This window comes from Streptomyces speibonae (assembly GCF_984686075.1).
Map to the genome: position 1 here is coordinate 2,584,683 of NZ_OZ480260.1, position 15,435 is coordinate 2,600,117.

16 protein-coding genes are annotated in these 15,435 nt (G+C 69.1%); 1 reads left to right on the forward strand and 15 read right to left on the reverse strand.

Annotation, left to right across the window (positions count from 1 at the left end):
* Nucleotides 1-92 precede the first annotated feature (92 nt).
* Nucleotides 93-1,913: a glycosyl hydrolase family 18 protein gene (locus AC5L3C_RS11300; RefSeq protein WP_493648848.1), complete on the forward strand. Its 1,821-nt coding sequence runs from the start codon at nucleotides 93-95 to the stop codon at nucleotides 1,911-1,913.
* 74 nt (nucleotides 1,914-1,987) lie between these two features.
* Here AC5L3C_RS11300 and AC5L3C_RS11305 read toward each other — a convergent pair whose 3' ends face one another.
* The 15 genes from AC5L3C_RS11305 to AC5L3C_RS11375 form a co-directional block, all read right to left on the reverse strand.
* Nucleotides 1,988-2,368 carry a nuclear transport factor 2 family protein gene (locus tag AC5L3C_RS11305; protein WP_493648850.1) on the reverse strand — a complete coding sequence of 127 codons (381 nt, stop codon included), beginning with the start codon at nucleotides 2,366-2,368 and terminating at the stop codon, nucleotides 1,988-1,990.
* A gap of 243 nt (nucleotides 2,369-2,611) precedes the next feature.
* Entirely contained in the window at nucleotides 2,612-3,058 is a 447-nt protein-coding gene (locus tag AC5L3C_RS11310; protein ID WP_125504190.1) for a DUF2550 domain-containing protein, read from the reverse strand.
* 128 nt (nucleotides 3,059-3,186) lie between these two features.
* Entirely contained in the window at nucleotides 3,187-3,564 is a 378-nt protein-coding gene (locus AC5L3C_RS11315) for a F0F1 ATP synthase subunit epsilon (RefSeq protein WP_493648852.1), read from the reverse strand.
* A gap of 129 nt (nucleotides 3,565-3,693) precedes the next feature.
* The gene (gene atpD, locus AC5L3C_RS11320; protein ID WP_493648854.1) at nucleotides 3,694-5,130 is read right to left on the reverse strand and encodes a F0F1 ATP synthase subunit beta; all 1,437 of its coding nucleotides are present in this window, start codon (nucleotides 5,128-5,130) and stop codon (nucleotides 3,694-3,696) included.
* On the reverse strand, nucleotides 5,130-6,047 hold the full coding sequence (locus AC5L3C_RS11325; RefSeq protein WP_493648856.1) for a F0F1 ATP synthase subunit gamma: 918 nt from the start codon (nucleotides 6,045-6,047) through the stop codon (nucleotides 5,130-5,132). The genes atpD and AC5L3C_RS11325 overlap by 1 nt, the downstream gene beginning before the upstream one ends.
* A 21-nt stretch (nucleotides 6,048-6,068) precedes the next feature.
* Nucleotides 6,069-7,667 carry a F0F1 ATP synthase subunit alpha gene (gene atpA, locus AC5L3C_RS11330; RefSeq protein ID WP_125504194.1) on the reverse strand — a complete coding sequence of 533 codons (1,599 nt, stop codon included), beginning with the start codon at nucleotides 7,665-7,667 and terminating at the stop codon, nucleotides 6,069-6,071.
* 135 nt (nucleotides 7,668-7,802) lie between these two features.
* Nucleotides 7,803-8,618 carry a F0F1 ATP synthase subunit delta gene (locus tag AC5L3C_RS11335; protein WP_493648858.1) on the reverse strand — a complete coding sequence of 272 codons (816 nt, stop codon included), beginning with the start codon at nucleotides 8,616-8,618 and terminating at the stop codon, nucleotides 7,803-7,805.
* Complete coding sequence (locus AC5L3C_RS11340) at nucleotides 8,615-9,166, reverse strand: F0F1 ATP synthase subunit B (protein WP_037935956.1); 552 nt, start codon at nucleotides 9,164-9,166, stop codon at nucleotides 8,615-8,617. The genes AC5L3C_RS11335 and AC5L3C_RS11340 overlap by 4 nt, the downstream gene beginning before the upstream one ends.
* Before the next feature lie 43 nt (nucleotides 9,167-9,209).
* On the reverse strand, nucleotides 9,210-9,434 hold the full coding sequence (gene atpE, locus AC5L3C_RS11345) for an ATP synthase F0 subunit C (RefSeq protein WP_125504196.1): 225 nt from the start codon (nucleotides 9,432-9,434) through the stop codon (nucleotides 9,210-9,212).
* A 69-nt stretch (nucleotides 9,435-9,503) separates the two neighbouring features.
* Entirely contained in the window at nucleotides 9,504-10,343 is an 840-nt protein-coding gene (gene atpB / locus AC5L3C_RS11350) for a F0F1 ATP synthase subunit A (RefSeq protein ID WP_493648860.1), read from the reverse strand.
* Between the two features lie 210 nt (nucleotides 10,344-10,553).
* The gene (locus tag AC5L3C_RS11355) at nucleotides 10,554-10,991 is read right to left on the reverse strand and encodes a Cg1360 family ATP-synthase-associated protein (RefSeq protein ID WP_125504198.1); all 438 of its coding nucleotides are present in this window, start codon (nucleotides 10,989-10,991) and stop codon (nucleotides 10,554-10,556) included.
* A gap of 313 nt (nucleotides 10,992-11,304) precedes the next feature.
* The gene (locus tag AC5L3C_RS11360) at nucleotides 11,305-12,642 is read right to left on the reverse strand and encodes an MraY family glycosyltransferase (RefSeq protein ID WP_493648863.1); all 1,338 of its coding nucleotides are present in this window, start codon (nucleotides 12,640-12,642) and stop codon (nucleotides 11,305-11,307) included.
* Nucleotides 12,643-12,780: 138 nt separating this feature from the next.
* Nucleotides 12,781-14,019, reverse strand: coding sequence for a serine hydroxymethyltransferase (glyA, locus tag AC5L3C_RS11365; RefSeq protein ID WP_493648864.1), 1,239 nt, complete (start codon nucleotides 14,017-14,019; stop codon nucleotides 12,781-12,783).
* A gap of 86 nt (nucleotides 14,020-14,105) precedes the next feature.
* Nucleotides 14,106-14,783, reverse strand: a complete 678-nt coding sequence (locus AC5L3C_RS11370) for an arsenate reductase/protein-tyrosine-phosphatase family protein (RefSeq protein WP_125504201.1) — start codon at nucleotides 14,781-14,783, stop codon at nucleotides 14,106-14,108.
* Nucleotides 14,780-15,427, reverse strand: coding sequence for an L-threonylcarbamoyladenylate synthase (locus tag AC5L3C_RS11375; RefSeq protein ID WP_493648867.1), 648 nt, complete (start codon nucleotides 15,425-15,427; stop codon nucleotides 14,780-14,782). The genes AC5L3C_RS11370 and AC5L3C_RS11375 overlap by 4 nt, the downstream gene beginning before the upstream one ends.
* Nucleotides 15,428-15,435: the final 8 nt, after the last annotated feature.

The following is a 15,435-nucleotide window of genomic DNA, read 5'->3' on the forward strand; positions in this document are numbered from 1 at the left end:
CCGTGGTCCAGACCTTTCTATTCTCGCGGCACCGCGGGATGTGGTGGCTCAGTCACATCCACAACGGCTTTCTCCCCCGAAGGAGGCGCAGCATGCGCTTCAGACACAGAGCCGCGGCAGGCCTCGCAACCCTGCTGCTCCCCCTGTCCGGACTCGTCGCCCTCGCCGGCCCGGCCCAGGCCGCGACCTCGGCGACCGCCACCTACGCCAAGACCCAGGACTGGGGCTCCGGCTTCGAGGGCAAGTGGACGGTGAAGAACACCGGCACCACGGCCATCGACTCCTGGACCGTCGAGTGGGACTTCCCCTCCGGCACCAAGGTCACCTCCGCCTGGGACGCCACCGTCACCAACTCCGGTGACCACTGGACCGCCAAGAACAAGGGCTGGAACGGCACCCTCGCCCCCGGGGCGTCGGTCAGCTTCGGCTTCAACGGCAGCGGCTCCGGCGCCCCCTCCCACTGCAAGCTCAACGGCGGCAGCTGCGACGGCACCTCGGTCCCCGGCGACGAGGCCCCCTCCGCGCCCGGCACCCCCACCGCCTCGAACATCACCGACACCTCGGTGAAACTGTCCTGGTCGGCGGCCACCGACGACAAGGGCATCAAGAACTACGACGTGCTGCGCGACGGCGCCCCGGTCGCCACCGTCACCGGCACCTCCTACACGGACACCGGCCTGACCAAGGGCACGGACTACTCCTACTCCGTCCAGGCCCGGGACACCGCCGACCAGACCGGCCCGGTCAGCGGCGCGGTCAAGGTCCGCACCACCGGCGAGAGCGAGGAGCCGCCGCCCGGCGACAAGATCAAGCTCGGCTACTTCACCGAGTGGGGCGTCTACGGGCGCAACTACCACGCGAAGAACCTGGTGACCTCCGGCTCGGCCGCCAAGATCACCCACATCAACTACGCGTTCGGCAACGTCGTCAACGGCCAGTGCAAGCTGGACGACTCCTACGCCGCCACCGACCAGGCCTACACCGCCGACAAGTCCGTCAGCGGCCAGGCCGACACCTGGGACCAGCCGCTGCGCGGCAGCTTCAACCAGCTGCGCCAGCTCAAGGAGAAGTACCCGCACATCAAGATCCTGTACTCCTTCGGCGGCTGGACCTACTCCGGCGGCTTCGGCCAGGCCGCGCAGAACCCGGCCGCGTTCGCCAAGTCCTGCAAGGCCGTGGTGGAGGACCCGCGCTGGGCCGATGTCTTCGACGGCATCGACATCGACTGGGAGTACCCGAACGCCTGCGGTCTGACCTGCGACAACAGCGGTCCTGAGGCCTTCGAGAACCTCTCGCGGGCGCTGCGCGCCGAGTTCGGCGACGACTACCTGGTCACCGCCGCCATCACCGCCGACGGCTCCAGCGGCGGCAAGCTCGACGCCGCCGACTACGCCGGCGCCGCGCAGTACCTCGACTGGTACAACGTGATGACGTACGACTACTTCGGTGCCTTCGACACGGACGGCCCCACGGCGCCCCACTCGCCGCTGACGTCGTACAACGGCATCCCGCAGGAGGGCTTCAACTCGGCCGCCGCCATCGCCAAGCTGAAGGCGAAGGGCGTCCCGGCGAGCAAGCTGCTGCTCGGCATCGGCTTCTACGGCCGCGGCTGGACCGGCGTCACCCAGTCCGCCCCCGGCGGCTCGGCCACCGGCCCGGCGCCCGGCACCTATGAGGCGGGCATCGAGGACTACAAGGTCCTGAAGAACTCCTGCCCCGCCACCGGCACCGTCGCCGGCACCGCCTACGCCTACTGCGGCAGCAACTGGTGGTCCTACGACACCCCGTCGACCATCAACGGCAAGATGTCCTGGGCCAAGAGCCAGGGCCTGGGCGGCGCCTTCTTCTGGGAGTTCAGCGGCGACACCACCAACGGTGAGCTGGTGAGCGCCATCGACAGCGGACTGCGGTAACCGCACGCACCACCGTCACACGGCCGCCCCCGGACCCTGCCGTCCGGGGGCGGCCGCGTTGTCCGTCTCCCGGGTCAGAACATCCCGTTGGGGTTCGCGGAGGAGGCCGGGACGTCCTGGATGACGTCCCAGTGCTCCACGACCTTGCCGTTCTCCAGACGGAAGAAGTCGGCGAGCGCGCGGCCGGGCTCACCGGGCTTCAGGACCAGGTGGGAGTGGGTGACGACCATGTCCCCCTCGGCGAGGACGCGCTTGATGTCCAGCCGCAGGTCCGGGTACTGACCGCGCAGCCAGGTGACGAAGCCGATGAAGGCCTCGGGACCGTCGTCCGCGTCCGGGTTGTGCTGGATGTAGCGGTCGCCGAAGTGGTCCTCGACCGCCTTGCGCGGATTGCCCTCGAAGGCCGTCCGGTAGTAGTCGACGACGACCTGCTTGTTGTGTTCGAGCTGCGACATGAGCCGTTTCCGTTCGGGATGGTTGGTTTCCCGAAGCGGAGACGATGACTCTGGAGAAGAGATGCGCAGCACCGGGAAACCAGGATTCCTCAACTGGTTCGCCCTCGCGTCGAAAAGGCGCCCTGGGCGGGAACGCCGACGCTGGTACTACTTTCTCTTGCCGCCCCCTGGAGGGGTGTACGCCAGGATCCTCCGCCATCCGGCGGCGATCTCCTGATGCGATGCCGAGCCTACCCCACTCCCCTAGGCCACGTTCACCCGCTGGCCGGGCGGGGCCGCCTCGAGCCAGGCGAGGAAGCCGGTCAGCGCGTCCTCGCTCATGGCGAGCTCCAGCCTCGTGCCCCGGTGCAGGCAGGCCAGGATCACCGCGTCGGACAGCAGCGCCAGCTCCTCCTCGCCCTCGGGGACGCGGCGGCCGGCCACCTCGATCGCGGAGCGCTCCAGGACACGGCGCGGGCGGGGGGCGTAGGAGAACACCCGGAACCACTCGACCCGGTCACCGTTGTACCGTGCCACCCCGTACGCCCAGCCCTTGCCGCCGCTGTCGCCCGGTTCGGGGGCGTCCCAGCGCAGGCTGCAGTCGAAGGTTCCACCGGAGCGCTGGATGAGGCGGCGGCGCAGGCCGAAGACGAAGAGCCCCATCACCACGAGGGCCACGACGATTCCGCACACAGTCAGAGCGAGGACCATCGGCACCGACCTCCTCGTCTCCTAGATAACGGAACGGAAAAATCATCCAGATCTGCCTCAGCCGCGGCCGGCTCCGGATCGCTCCGGTGCCGGCCGCGGCTGAGTGACGTCATCCCACGGGTCTGCGATCAGCGCCCCGCCGTCGCCGCCCGCAGACGGACATCCGCGCGGCGCTGGGCCTCGCTGTCGTCCTCCGCCTTCGCGCGCTCGAGTTCCTGCCGCGCCTTCTGGACGTCGATCTCGTCCGCCAGCTCGGCGACCTCGGCCAGCAGCGACAGCTTGTTGTCCGCGAACGAGACGAAACCGCCGTGCACCGCGGCGACGACGGTCCCTCCCTCGCGCGTACGGATCGTCACCGGGCCCGACTCCAGCACACCGAGCAGCGGCTGGTGACCGGGCATGACGCCGATGTCGCCGGACGTGGTGCGCGCGACGACCAGAGTGGCCTCGCCGGACCAGACCTCTCGGTCGGCCGCGACCAGCGCGACGTGCAGCTCAGCAGCCAAGATGGCTCCTCGGGTCACCACCCGGCGGTTGTGCCGGGTGTTGGTTACAAGTCTAGTAGTGGGTGAGGGGGCGGGACGCGCCCGCCCCCTCAAAGGGTGAGCCGTGCGGCTCACCTCACAGGCCCGGGGTCAGGAGACGCCCAGTTCCTTCGCGTTCTTCTTCAGGTCCTCGATACCACCGCACATGAAGAACGCCTGCTCCGGGAAGTGGTCGTACTCGCCGTCGCAGATCGCGTTGAACGCGGCGATCGACTCTTCCAGCGGCACGTCCGAACCGTCCACGCCGGTGAACTGCTTGGCGACGTGGGTGTTCTGGGACAGGAAGCGCTCCACGCGACGGGCGCGGTGGACCACGAGCTTGTCCTCCTCGCCGAGCTCGTCGATACCGAGGATCGCGATGATGTCCTGCAGGTCCTTGTACTTCTGCAGGATGTTCTTCACGCGCATGGCCGCGTTGTAGTGGTCCTGCGCGATGTAGCGCGGGTCCAGGATCCGGGACGTCGAGTCCAGCGGGTCCACGGCCGGGTAGATGCCCTTCTCCGAGATCGGACGGGAGAGCACCGTCGTCGCGTCGAGGTGGGCGAAGGTGGTGGCCGGGGCCGGGTCGGTCAGGTCGTCCGCGGGGACGTAGATCGCCTGCATCGAGGTGATCGAGTGACCACGGGTCGAGGTGATGCGCTCCTGGAGGAGACCCATCTCGTCGGCCAGGTTCGGCTGGTAGCCCACCGCGGAGGGCATACGGCCGAGCAGGGTCGACACCTCGGAACCGGCCTGGGTGAAGCGGAAGATGTTGTCGATGAAGAACAGCACGTCCTGCTTCTGCACATCGCGGAAGTACTCCGCCATGGTCAGACCGGCCAGGGCCACGCGCAGACGGGTGCCCGGGGGCTCGTCCATCTGGCCGAAGACGAGCGCGGTCTTGTCGATGACGCCCGACTCGCTCATCTCGTCGATGAGGTCGTTGCCCTCACGGGTGCGCTCACCGACACCGGCGAACACCGACACACCGTCGTGGTTGTTGGCGACGCGGTAGATCATCTCCTGGATGAGCACCGTCTTGCCGACGCCGGCGCCGCCGAACAGACCGATCTTTCCACCCTTGACGTACGGGGTGAGCAGGTCGATGACCTTGACGCCGGTCTCGAACATCTCGGTCTTCGACTCGAGCTCGTCGAAGTTCGGCGCCTTGCGGTGGATCGGCCAGCGCTCGCCGGTGTACTCCTCGTCGGTGTTCAGCACCTCACCGAGGGTGTTGAACACCTTGCCGGTGGTGAAATCGCCGACCGGGACGGAGATCGAGGTGCCGGTGTCGGTCACCGGGGCCTGGCGGACCAGGCCGTCGGTGGGCTGCATGGAGATGGTGCGGACCAGGCCGTCACCGAGGTGCTGCGCGACCTCGAGGGTCAGCGTCTTGAGCTCGCCCTCCTTGGCCGGGTCGGCGACCTGGACGTGCAGGGCGTTGTAGATGTCCGGCATGGCGTCGACGGGGAACTCCACGTCGACGACCGGGCCGATGACCCGGGCGACGCGGCCCGTAGCCGTCGCGGTCTCAACAGTGGTGGTCATTAGTTGTCACTCCCCGCGGTCGCGTCGGCCAGGGCACTGGCGCCACCGACGATCTCGCTGATTTCCTGGGTGATTTCGGCCTGGCGGGCCGCGTTGGCAAGACGGGAGAGCGTGTTGATCAGCTCGCCCGCGTTGTCTGTGGCCGACTTCATCGCGCGCCGCGTGGCGGCGTGCTTCGAAGCGGCCGACTGGAGCAGCGCGTTGTAGATCCGGCTCTCCACGTACCGCGGCAGCAGGGCGTCGAGGACGTCCTCGGCCGAGGGCTCGAAGTCGTACAGCGGCAGGATCTCGCCCTTGGCGTGCGACTCCCGCGCGACCTCGTCGAGACGCAGCGGAAGCAGCCGGGAGTCGACCGCCGTCTGCGTCATCATCGAGACGAACTCGGTGTAGACGATGTGGAGCTCGTCCACGCCGCCGTCCGCCGTCTCGTCCGTGATGGCCTCGATCAGCGGGGCCGCGACCTTCTTGGCGTCCGCGTACGAGGGCTCGTCGGTGAAGCCCGTGAACGTCTCCGCGATCGTGCGCTCGCGGAAGTTGTAGTGGGCGACACCGCGCCGGCCGACGATGTACGTGTCGACCCGCTTGCCCTCGCGCTCCAGGCGCTCGGTCAGCTGCTCCGCCGCCTTGATGGCGTTGGAGTTGAAGGCGCCGGCCAGGCCGCGGTCGCTCGTGAGGAGCAGGACCGCGGCACGGGTCGGGTTCTCCGCCTCCGTGGTGAGCGGGTGCTTGGTGTTCGACCCGGTTCCGACCGCCGTGACCGCGCGGGTGAGCTCCTGCGCGTACGGCGTGGAGGCCGCCACCTTGCGCTGCGCCTTGACGACGCGCGAGGCGGCGATCATCTCCATCGCCTTCGTGATCTTCTTGGTCGCGGTGACGGATCGGATGCGACGCTTGTAGACCCGGAGCTGGGCTCCCATGAGTCAGGTCCCTTCCTTACGTCACTTGGAGGCGGTGGTCGCCTTCGGCGCGTCCTCGCCGAGCAGCTTGCCGTCGCTCGTCTCGAACTGCTTCTTGAACTCCGCCACGGCGTCGCCGACCGCCTGGATCGTGTCGTCCGACATCTTGGCGCCCTCGCGGATGGAGGTCATGAGGCCCTGCTCCTTGCGGTGCAGGTACTCCAGGAGCTCCTTCTCGAAGCGGCGGATGTCGGCGACCGGCACCTCGTCCATCCTGCCGGTGGTGCCGGCCCAGATGGAGACGACCTGGTCCTCCGTGGCCATCGGCTCGTACTGGTTCTGCTTCAGCAGCTCGACCATGCGCTGACCGCGCTCCAGCTGCGCCTTCGACGCGGCGTCCAGGTCGGAACCGAAGGCGGCGAACGCCTCGAGCTCGCGGAACTGCGCCAGGTCCACGCGCAGACGGCCGGAGACCTGTCGCATCGCCTTGTGCTGCGCGGAACCGCCGACCCGGGAGACGGAGATACCGACGTTCAGCGCGGGGCGCTGACCGGCGTTGAACAGGTCCGACTCCAGGAAGCACTGGCCGTCGGTGATGGAGATGACGTTGGTCGGGATGAACGCCGAGACGTCGTTGGCCTTGGTCTCGACGATCGGCAGACCGGTCATCGAACCGGCGCCCATGTCGTCGGAGAGCTTGGCGCAGCGCTCCAGCAGACGGGAGTGCAGGTAGAAGACGTCACCCGGGTAGGCCTCACGGCCCGGCGGGCGGCGCAGCAGCAGGGACACGGCGCGGTAGGCGTCGGCCTGCTTGGACAGGTCGTCGAAGATGATGAGGACGTGCTTGCCCTCGTACATCCACTGCTGGCCGATGGCGGAACCGGTGTACGGCGCCAGGTACTTGAAGCCGGCCGGGTCGGACGCCGGGGCGGCGACGATGGTGGTGTACTCCAGCGCGCCGTTCTCCTCCAGCGCGCGGCGGACCGACGCGATGGTGGAGCCCTTCTGGCCGATGGCGACGTAGATGCAGCGGACCTGCTTCTTCGGGTCGCCGGTGCGCCAGTTGTCACGCTGGTTGATGATCGTGTCGACGGCCAGGGCGGTCTTGCCGGTCTGGCGGTCGCCGATGATCAGCTGACGCTGACCACGGCCGATCGGGGTCATGGCGTCGACGGCCTTGTAGCCCGTCTCCATCGGCTCGTGCACCGACTTGCGCTGCATGACCGTGGGGGCCTGCAGTTCGAGGGCGCGGCGGCCCTCGGTCTCGATCTCGCCGAGGCCGTCGATCGGGTTGCCGAGCGGGTCGACCACACGGCCGAGGTAGCCCTCACCGACCGCGACGGACAGGACCTCGCCGGTGCGGGTGACCGGCTGGCCCTCCTCGATACCGCTGAACTCACCGAGGACGATGGCACCGATCTCGCGCTCCTCGAGGTTGAGGGCGAGGCCGAGGGTGCCGTCCTCGAACTTCAGCAGCTCGTTGGCCATGGCCGAGGGAAGGCCCTCGACCTTGGCGATGCCGTCGCCGGCAAGGGTGACCGTACCGACCTCCTCGCGCGAGGCCGCGTCCGGCTTGTACGACTGGACGAAGTTCTCCAGCGCGTCCCGGATCTCCTCCGGCCGGATCGTGAGCTCCGCCATCTGAGTTCCCTGCTCTCCTTGTTGGGCCCGAAGTTTCACTTGGGGGGGGATGGGGACTCCCCCCTACAGGAGGTGAATCCTCTGCACGGCCCAACCAGGGCCGTAAGTACGTACTGCCTATTCGGAATGTGCTGCTCAGCTCGCCAGCCGGCGGCTCGCGTCCTCGAGCCGGTCCGCCAGTGAGCCGTTGATGACCTCGTCACCGACCTGCACCCGGATCCCGCCGACGACCGCGGGGTCGACGTCGAGGTTGAGGTGCATCCGGCGGCCGTAGAGCTTCGCGAGGGCGTCGCCCAGGCGCTGCTTCTGCCGGTCGCTCAGCGGCACCGCGGAGGTGACGACGGCCACCATGCGGTCCCTGCGCTCGGCGGCGAGCTTGGACAGGGACTCCAGTCCCGACTCCAGGCTACGTCCCCGCGGCGCGCTCACAAGGCGCGTCACCAGACGCTCGGTGGCCGCGTTCGCCCTGCCTCCGAGCAGGCTGCGCAGCAGCTGGCTCTTGGAGGAGGCCGGGGCGCTGCGGTTGGTCAGCGCGGCGCGCAGCTCGGTGCTGGAGGAGACGATCCGGCCGAAGCGGAACAGCTCGTCCTCGACGTCGTCGAGCGCACCGGCCTTCTGGGCGGCGGTGAGGTCGGCGGTGTCCGCCAGCTCCTCCAGTGCGTCCACCAGGTCGCGGGACTGCGACCAGCGGGAGCGCACCATGCCGGTCACCAGGTCCGTGGCCGGACCGCTGACCTGCGAGCCGAGCAGGCGCCGGGCCAGGTCGGCCTTGGCCTCACCGGCCTGCGCCGGGTCGGTGAGGACCCGACGCAGCGACACCTCGCGGTCGAGCAGCGCGGTGACGGCGGCCAGCTCGTCGGCGAGCTTCGCAGCGTCGACGGCCGTGCTGTCCGTCAGCGCGTCGAGACGCTCGCGTGCGGCTGCCAGGGCCTCGCGGCTCGCTCCGTTCATCGCGCCGCCTCGGCCTTCTGGTCGAGCTCGTCGAGGAAGCGGTCGATCACGCGGCTCTGCCGGGCGTGGTCCTCGAGGGACTCGCCGACGAGCTTGCCGGCCAGGTCGGTGGCGAGCTTGCCGACGTCCTGCCGCAGCGCGGACGCGGCGGCCTTGCGGTCGGCCTCGATCTGCGCGTGACCGGCGGCGACGATCTCCTCGCGCTGACGCTGGCCCTCGGCCCGCATCTCGGCGATGAGCGCGGCACCCTGCTCCTGCGCCTCCTGGCGCAGACGCGCGGCCTCGTGCCGGGCCTCGGCGAGCTGGGCCTTGTACTGCTCAAGGACGCTCTGGGCCTCGGTCTGCGCGGCCTCGGCCTTCTCGATACCGCCCTCGATGGCCTCGCGACGCTCTTCCAGGACCTTGTTGATGGTCGGGAGGAGCTTCTTGGCGAGGAAACCGAAGACGATGACGAAAGCGATGAGGCCGATGACAACTTCCGGCCACGGCGGAATGAGGGGATTCTCCTTCTCCCCCTCAGCCGCCAGGAAAACCAGGGCGGAGTTCACATCAGTGCCTTTCGTCGAAAGGGTCGGTCGTCAGGCGCTCGTCTTAGTAGACGAACGGCATGACGAGACCGATCAGGGCGAGCGCCTCACAGAAGGCGAAGCCCAGGATCTGGTTGGCGCGGATCAGGCCGGCGGCCTCGGGCTGGCGGGCCAGGGCCTGGGTGCCGTTACCGAAGATGATGCCGATGCCGACGCCGGGGCCGATGGCCGCGAGACCGTAACCGATGGAGCCGATGTTGCCGTCGACAGCAGCGAGGGTCTGGGACATGCCAGTTCTTCCTTCTCTTTACGGACCGGTGGGGGTTGGCCACCGGACGATTGGGGCGGGGGCGGGTGCTCAGTGGTGCTCGGCGAGCGCGCCCTGGATGTAGCTGCAGGTCAGAAGCACGAACACGTACGCCTGGACAGCCTGGATGAAGAGCTCGAAGGTGGTCATGATGAGCACCATCACGAACGAGACACCGGAGTAGGCGATGCCGATGCCGTTCAGCATGTACCAGCTGGCGATCGTGAAGAGCAGCAGCAGCGTGTGACCGGCGAACATGTTCGCGAAGAGTCGCACGGCGTGCGTGAAGGGACGGACCAGCAGGTTGGAGAAGAACTCGATGGTCATCGAGAGCGGCAGCACCGGGCCGAGCGTCTTGTCGTAGCCCGTCACGTTCTTGAAGAAGCCGACGAAGCCGTGCCGCTTGAAGGTCAGCGCGACCCAGGTGATGTAGACGATCAGGGCCAGCACCAGCGGGTAGGCGATGATCGACGTCACGGGGAAGGCGGCGACCGGGACGATCGACCAGAGGTTCATCATCCAGATGAAGAAGAACAGGGAGACGGCGAGCGGAACGTACTTCTCGCCCTCCTTCTTGCCGATCGTCTCGTAGACGATGCCCCGGCGCACGAAGTCGTAGCCGGCCTCGGCCACCATCTGCATCTTGCCGGGGACGATCTTCGGCCTGGCGAACGCGGCCCAGAAGAAGCCGACCACGACGATCGAGCCGAGCAGCGCGAGCAGCATGGGCTTGTTGAAGTACAGGCCGTTGCCGTCTGCGTCGCCCCAGAGCGGCTCGAAGAGGAACGAGTGCAGGCCCGGAGCCGGGAAGCCACAGCCGTCGAAGATGTGGCAGTCGGTCTCGAAGGCGAGCACCTGCGTCGGGTCAGCACTCACCGCGGGCTCCTTCATCGTGGCGCATAGGTACGGCAACCTCGTGGTGTCGGCGCGGCGCGGGGCCGCGGTTCGGCACGGGACTGGTGTTACGGATGTGGGGGCGGCTGGGGGGCATCTCGCCTCGCGATTGAGCAGGCGTCAGCTCGGATGCCCGCGCCCGCGATGCCGCAGTTGGCACCGGACGATAGCAGGACTTCCGGGGCCCTTTTATCCCGGGCCTACCCCTCACGACGAAGGCCCCGGATTCCCCGGCTTGTTGGCCGCCGCCGGTTCGGGTTCGACGTACAGGATCTTGGACTTCATGTGGGCGCGCGTCTGCGCGGTGATCCACACGAGAGTGGTGCCGGCGAGCGTGAGGGCGAAGGCCTTGGGATGGAACAACGTGGTGTCCCGGAACACGGCGACGAACACGAACAGCAGCAGGATCTGTGCCGAGTACAGCATCAGACCCATGGCCTGGAACAGGTGCGGGAGCGACTTGGCGGTGCGCTGCAGTACGTAGAGGCCGATCCCCATGAAAAGGATCACGACCACGGTCCCGACGAGCGCCCCGACCGCGCCCTCGCCACCGGCCACCAGCGCGCTGACGACGGCGGCGACAGCGCCGGCGGCAGCCGTGGGCACGGCGGCCTGGGCCAGGTTTCGGACGTCATTGGACGGCATGGCGGCAACTCCGCTTTTCACAGGGGGGCAGGTGTCGTCATGGGACGAGCGTAGACCCCCGGGCCGAGTGAGAATTCCTCGCACCGATGAACCGTCGCACCGCGGTCCTTCGGCTCTCTCGGGGGTTCTCGTGAACGCTATCACAAACTATTTGATGCAGTCTTTACCTGTCGGATGTGCTCGGCGTCACACATGAGAAGCAATCCGCGCGTCTGAGCGAGAAGCGGTCGCGTATGTCTGGTATTGGGGCGCTTCGCACCCCCAACGCCGTCCCATCAGGGCCCCACGACTTGGCAATGCTCTAGTCGGATTCTTACCTTGACCGTGACCGGTCGGCCAGGCGTGCGCGAGGGCCCACGGCGGTCGCCCCGTTGACGCCCGCGACACCGGCGGCCACCGGGGTGCGCTCCTCCTGCGCGGCCTCCTCGGGGACCCTGTCGGCCGCGGCGGCGGCCTCGGCGGCCGGTGCGGCCACGGCGGCCCTGCGACGGCGGTAGCGCGGCGGCACGACGGCCTCCGCCCAGCGCGGCGCCCGCGGGGTGAACCGCGGCAGCAGAAGCAGGATGAGACCGAGCGTGGAGAGGATCACCACACTCAGCACGATCCACATCGACGCCGAGTTCACCGAGTACGTGAGCGCGCCGAAGCCGATCAGCGCCGACCAGAAGTACATGATCAGCACCGCCCGGCTGTGCGAGTGGCCGATCTCCAGCAGCCGGTGGTGCAGATGCCCCCGGTCCGCCGCGAACGGCGACTGACCGCGCCAGGTGCGCCGCACGATCGCCAGGATCAGGTCGGCGGCCGGCACCGCGATGATGGTCAGCGGCAGCAGCAGCGGAATGTACACCGGCACCGTCTGGTGCACGGCCTCCTTCTCCGAACCGGCGAACAGCTGGAGCGCGTCCGGGTCGACCTGTCCCGTGATCGAGATCGCGCCCGCCGCCAGGACCAGGCCGATGAGCATCGACCCGGAGTCGCCCATGAAGATCCGCGCGGGATGCATGTTGTGCGGCAGGAAGCCCAGGCACATGCCCATCAGGATGGCCGAGAACAGCGTGGCGGGGGCGGCCGCCTCGATGCCGTACGAGTACCAGATGCGGTACGCGTACAGGAAGAACGCCGCCGCCGCGATGCACACCATCCCGGCCGCGAGCCCGTCGAGCCCGTCCACGAAGTTGACCGCGTTGATGGTGATGACCACCAGCGCGACCGTGAGCAGCGTGCCCTGCCACTGGGTGAGCGCGACCGAACCGACGCCCGGGATCGGCAGCCACAGGATCGTCAGACCCTGCATCACCATCACACCCGCGGCGATCATCTGCCCGCCCAGCTTGATCAGGGCGTCGATCTCGAACTTGTCGTCCAGGACACCGATCAGCCAGATCAGCGCCGCCCCGGAGAGCAGCGCCCGCGGCTCGTTGGACTTCTCGAACAGCTGGCTGAGGTTGGTGAGGTGGTCGGCGACCAGCAGGCCCGCGCACAGGCCGAAGAACATCGCGATACCGCCGAGCCGCGGAGTGGGTTCCCGGTGCACGTCGCGTGCCCGGATCTCCGGCATCGCTCCGGCCACGATCGCGAATTTCCGTACCGGCCCGGTCAGCAGGTACGTCACCGCGGCCGTGATGCAGAGCGTCAGCAGGTATTCACGCACGGGCTTCCCCACAGGTCTCGCTGGCCATCACAGCCCCACACCCTAGCGAGGCACGCATACCAGTGGGGACTTCCGGGTAGCGACGATGGTTGCACGTGTGGCTGTGCATCCGGTGCGCCTACCCCCGGCCCGGCCCGCTCAGCGCGGGTACGGCGGAAACGCCGCGACCAGTTCCCGTACGTCCTCACGTGCCCGCGCGGGGTCCGTTCCGCCGCGCAGGACGCTCGCCAGCAGGCCCGCGACCAGGGTCATCTCCCGCACGCCCATGCCCTGCGTGGTCACCGCCGCCGTGCCCAGGCGCAGCCCGCGGTCGTCGTCGTGCGGCAGCGCACAGCAGTCCAGGACGATGCCCGCCGCCGCGAGTCGGCCCCGCGCGGTGCGCCCGTCCACACCGAGCGGCGCCGGGTCGACGGTGATCAGGTGGGTGTCCGTGCCGCCCGTGGTGACGGCCAGCCCCTCGGCGGCCAGCGCGGCGGCCAGCGCCCGGGCGTTGACCACCACCTGGTGCGCGTACGCGGCGAACGCCGGGGTGGCCGCCTCCCCGAACGCGACCGCCTTGGCCGCGATGGTGTGCATCTGCGCACCGCCCTGGGTGAAGGGGAACACCGCCCGGTCGACCCGCTCGGCCAGTTCGCTCCCGCAGAGGATCATCCCGCCGCGCGGGCCCCGCAGCACCTTGTGCGTCGTCGCGCAGACGATGTCCGCGTACGGCACCGGGCTGGGCGCCGCTCCCCCGGCGACCAGGCCCATGGGGTGCGCGGCGTCCGCGATGAGATGGGCTCCGACCTCGTCGGCGACCTCGCGGAAGAAGGCGTAGTCGATGTGCCGGGGGTAGGAGATGGACCCGCACACGATCGCCTTGGGCCGGCGGGCGTGGGCGAGGGTGCGCACCTGCTCGTGGTCGATCAGTCCGCTCTCCGCGTCCACGCCGTAGCCGACGAAGTCGAACCAGCGGCCGGAGAAGTTGGCGGGCGAGCCGTGGGTGAGGTGACCGCCGTAGGGCAGGCCGAGGGCGAGCACGGTGTCGCCGGGGCGCAGCAGGACGGCGTACGCGGCCAGCACGGCGGAGGAGCCGGAGTGCGCCTGCACATTGGCGTGCTCCGCGCCGAACAGCGCCTTGGCCCGCTCCACGGCGAGGCGCTCGGCCACGTCGACGATCTCGCAGCCACCGTGGTGCCGGTTGCCCGGGTATCCCTCGGCGTACTTGTTGGCGAGCGGCGAGCCGAGGGCGGCCAGCACGCCGGGCGACATGAAGTTCTCGGCGGCGATCAGCTGGAGCGTGCTCGACTGCCGCTCACGCTCCCCGAGCAGCACCTCGGCCAGCTCGGGGTCCTGCCGCCGCAGAACATCGGCCTCGAGGGCATCGCTGACCGTCATGATCCGCTCCCGGGCGTCGACACTGACGTACGCCCAATGTAGGCCGAACATCCCGAAAAGCGCCCCCGCTGCTCCGCCGTCCCCGCCTACATCCGCGCCGGCACCCCCGTCAACGCCGTCACCACAGGATCCAGCGCCTGATGTATCTCCTCACCGATCGACCGGAAGAACGTCAACGGCGCCCCGTACGGATCGTGCACCTCGTCCGCCTCCGCCGTCGGCGCCAGCAGCCACCCGCGTAGAGCCGCCGCGGCCCGCACCAGCGCACGCGCACGCATCACCAGCCCTTCCTCCAGGGACGGCAGCGTCGCGGGGTCGATCGCGTTGACCAGCCGGGTGAACTCCTTCAGCGTGAACGTGCGCAGCCCGGCGGAATGCCCCATCGAGATGACCTGCGCCCGATGGTCCCGCGTGGCCGTCAGCACCAGATCCGCCCGGATCACATGGTCGTCCAGCAGCTCACGCCCCACGAACCCGGAGGCGTCGGCGCCGAACTCCGCCAGCACGGTCTCCGCGTGCGCCTCCATCGCCGCGCCCTCGTGCCCCCACGTGCCCGCGCTCTCCACGATCAGCCCGCCGCCCAGGACGCCCAGCCGCTGGCTCACGAAATGCCGGGTCAGCCGCTCGGTGATGGGCGAGCGGCACACATTTCCGGTACTGACGTGGAGGATGCGGAAGGTGTCGCGCGGAAAGCCGAAGGTCGTCGTCGTCTCCGCGCTGGATTCCCCGTTGCCTATGCCACGCCCCGCCTCAGGGGCCGTCAATTCGCCACCTCGAGGTCGGGTACCACCTTGCGCAGCTCGTCCGGCGAGATCGCGCCCTCGCGCAGCAGCACCGGCACGGGGCGCGTGACGTCGACGATGGAGGACGGCACGTTGCCCGGGGTGGGCCCGCCGTCCAGGTACACGGAGACGGAGTCGCCGAGCATCTCCTGGGCGGCGTCGCAGTTCTCCGGCGCCGGGTGACCGGTCAGGTTCGCCGACGACACGGCCATGGGGCCGACCTCGGTGAGCAGCTCGATGGCGACCGGGTGCAGCGGCATCCGCACGGCCACCGTGCCCCGGGTGTCGCCGAGGTCCCACTGGAGGGACGGCTGGTGCTTGGCGACCAGCGTCAGCGCGCCCGGCCAGAAGGCGTCGACCAGTTCCCAGGCCATCTCGGAGAAGTCCGTCACCAGGCCGTGCAGGGTGTTCGGGGAGCCGATCAGGACGGGCGTGGGCATGGTGCGGCCCCGGCCCTTGGCCTCCAGCAGATCGGCGACGGCCTCCGAGGTGAAGGCGTCGGCGCCGATGCCGTACACCGTGTCCGTCGGCAGCACCACGAGTTCGCCCCGGCGGACCGCGGACGCGGCTTCACGCAGACCGGTCGCGCGGTCGGTCGCGTCGTTGGTGTCGTATCGCCGAGCCATCTGGCGGG

Bases quoted from the DNA above. Each gene is read 5' to 3' on its own strand.
- AC5L3C_RS11300 (WP_493648848.1), top strand. From the start codon at position 93: ATGCGCTTCAGACACAGAGCCGCGGCAGGCCTCGCAACCCTGCTGCTC.
- AC5L3C_RS11305 (WP_493648850.1), bottom strand. From the start codon at position 2,368: ATGTCGCAGCTCGAACACAACAAGCAGGTCGTCGTCGACTACTACCGG.
- AC5L3C_RS11310 (WP_125504190.1), bottom strand. From the start codon at position 3,058: ATGGTCCTCGCTCTGACTGTGTGCGGAATCGTCGTGGCCCTCGTGGTG.
- atpD (WP_493648854.1), bottom strand. From the start codon at position 5,130: ATGACCACCACTGTTGAGACCGCGACGGCTACGGGCCGCGTCGCCCGG.
- AC5L3C_RS11325 (WP_493648856.1), bottom strand. From the start codon at position 6,047: ATGGGAGCCCAGCTCCGGGTCTACAAGCGTCGCATCCGATCCGTCACC.
- atpA (WP_125504194.1), bottom strand. From the start codon at position 7,667: ATGGCGGAGCTCACGATCCGGCCGGAGGAGATCCGGGACGCGCTGGAG.
- AC5L3C_RS11335 (WP_493648858.1), bottom strand. From the start codon at position 8,618: ATGAACGGAGCGAGCCGCGAGGCCCTGGCAGCCGCACGCGAGCGTCTC.
- atpE (WP_125504196.1), bottom strand. From the start codon at position 9,434: ATGTCCCAGACCCTCGCTGCTGTCGACGGCAACATCGGCTCCATCGGT.
- atpB (WP_493648860.1), bottom strand. From the start codon at position 10,343: ATGAAGGAGCCCGCGGTGAGTGCTGACCCGACGCAGGTGCTCGCCTTC.
- AC5L3C_RS11355 (WP_125504198.1), bottom strand. From the start codon at position 10,991: ATGCCGTCCAATGACGTCCGAAACCTGGCCCAGGCCGCCGTGCCCACG.
- glyA (WP_493648864.1), bottom strand. From the start codon at position 14,019: ATGACGGTCAGCGATGCCCTCGAGGCCGATGTTCTGCGGCGGCAGGAC.
- AC5L3C_RS11375 (WP_493648867.1), bottom strand. From the start codon at position 15,427: ATGGCTCGGCGATACGACACCAACGACGCGACCGACCGCGCGACCGGT.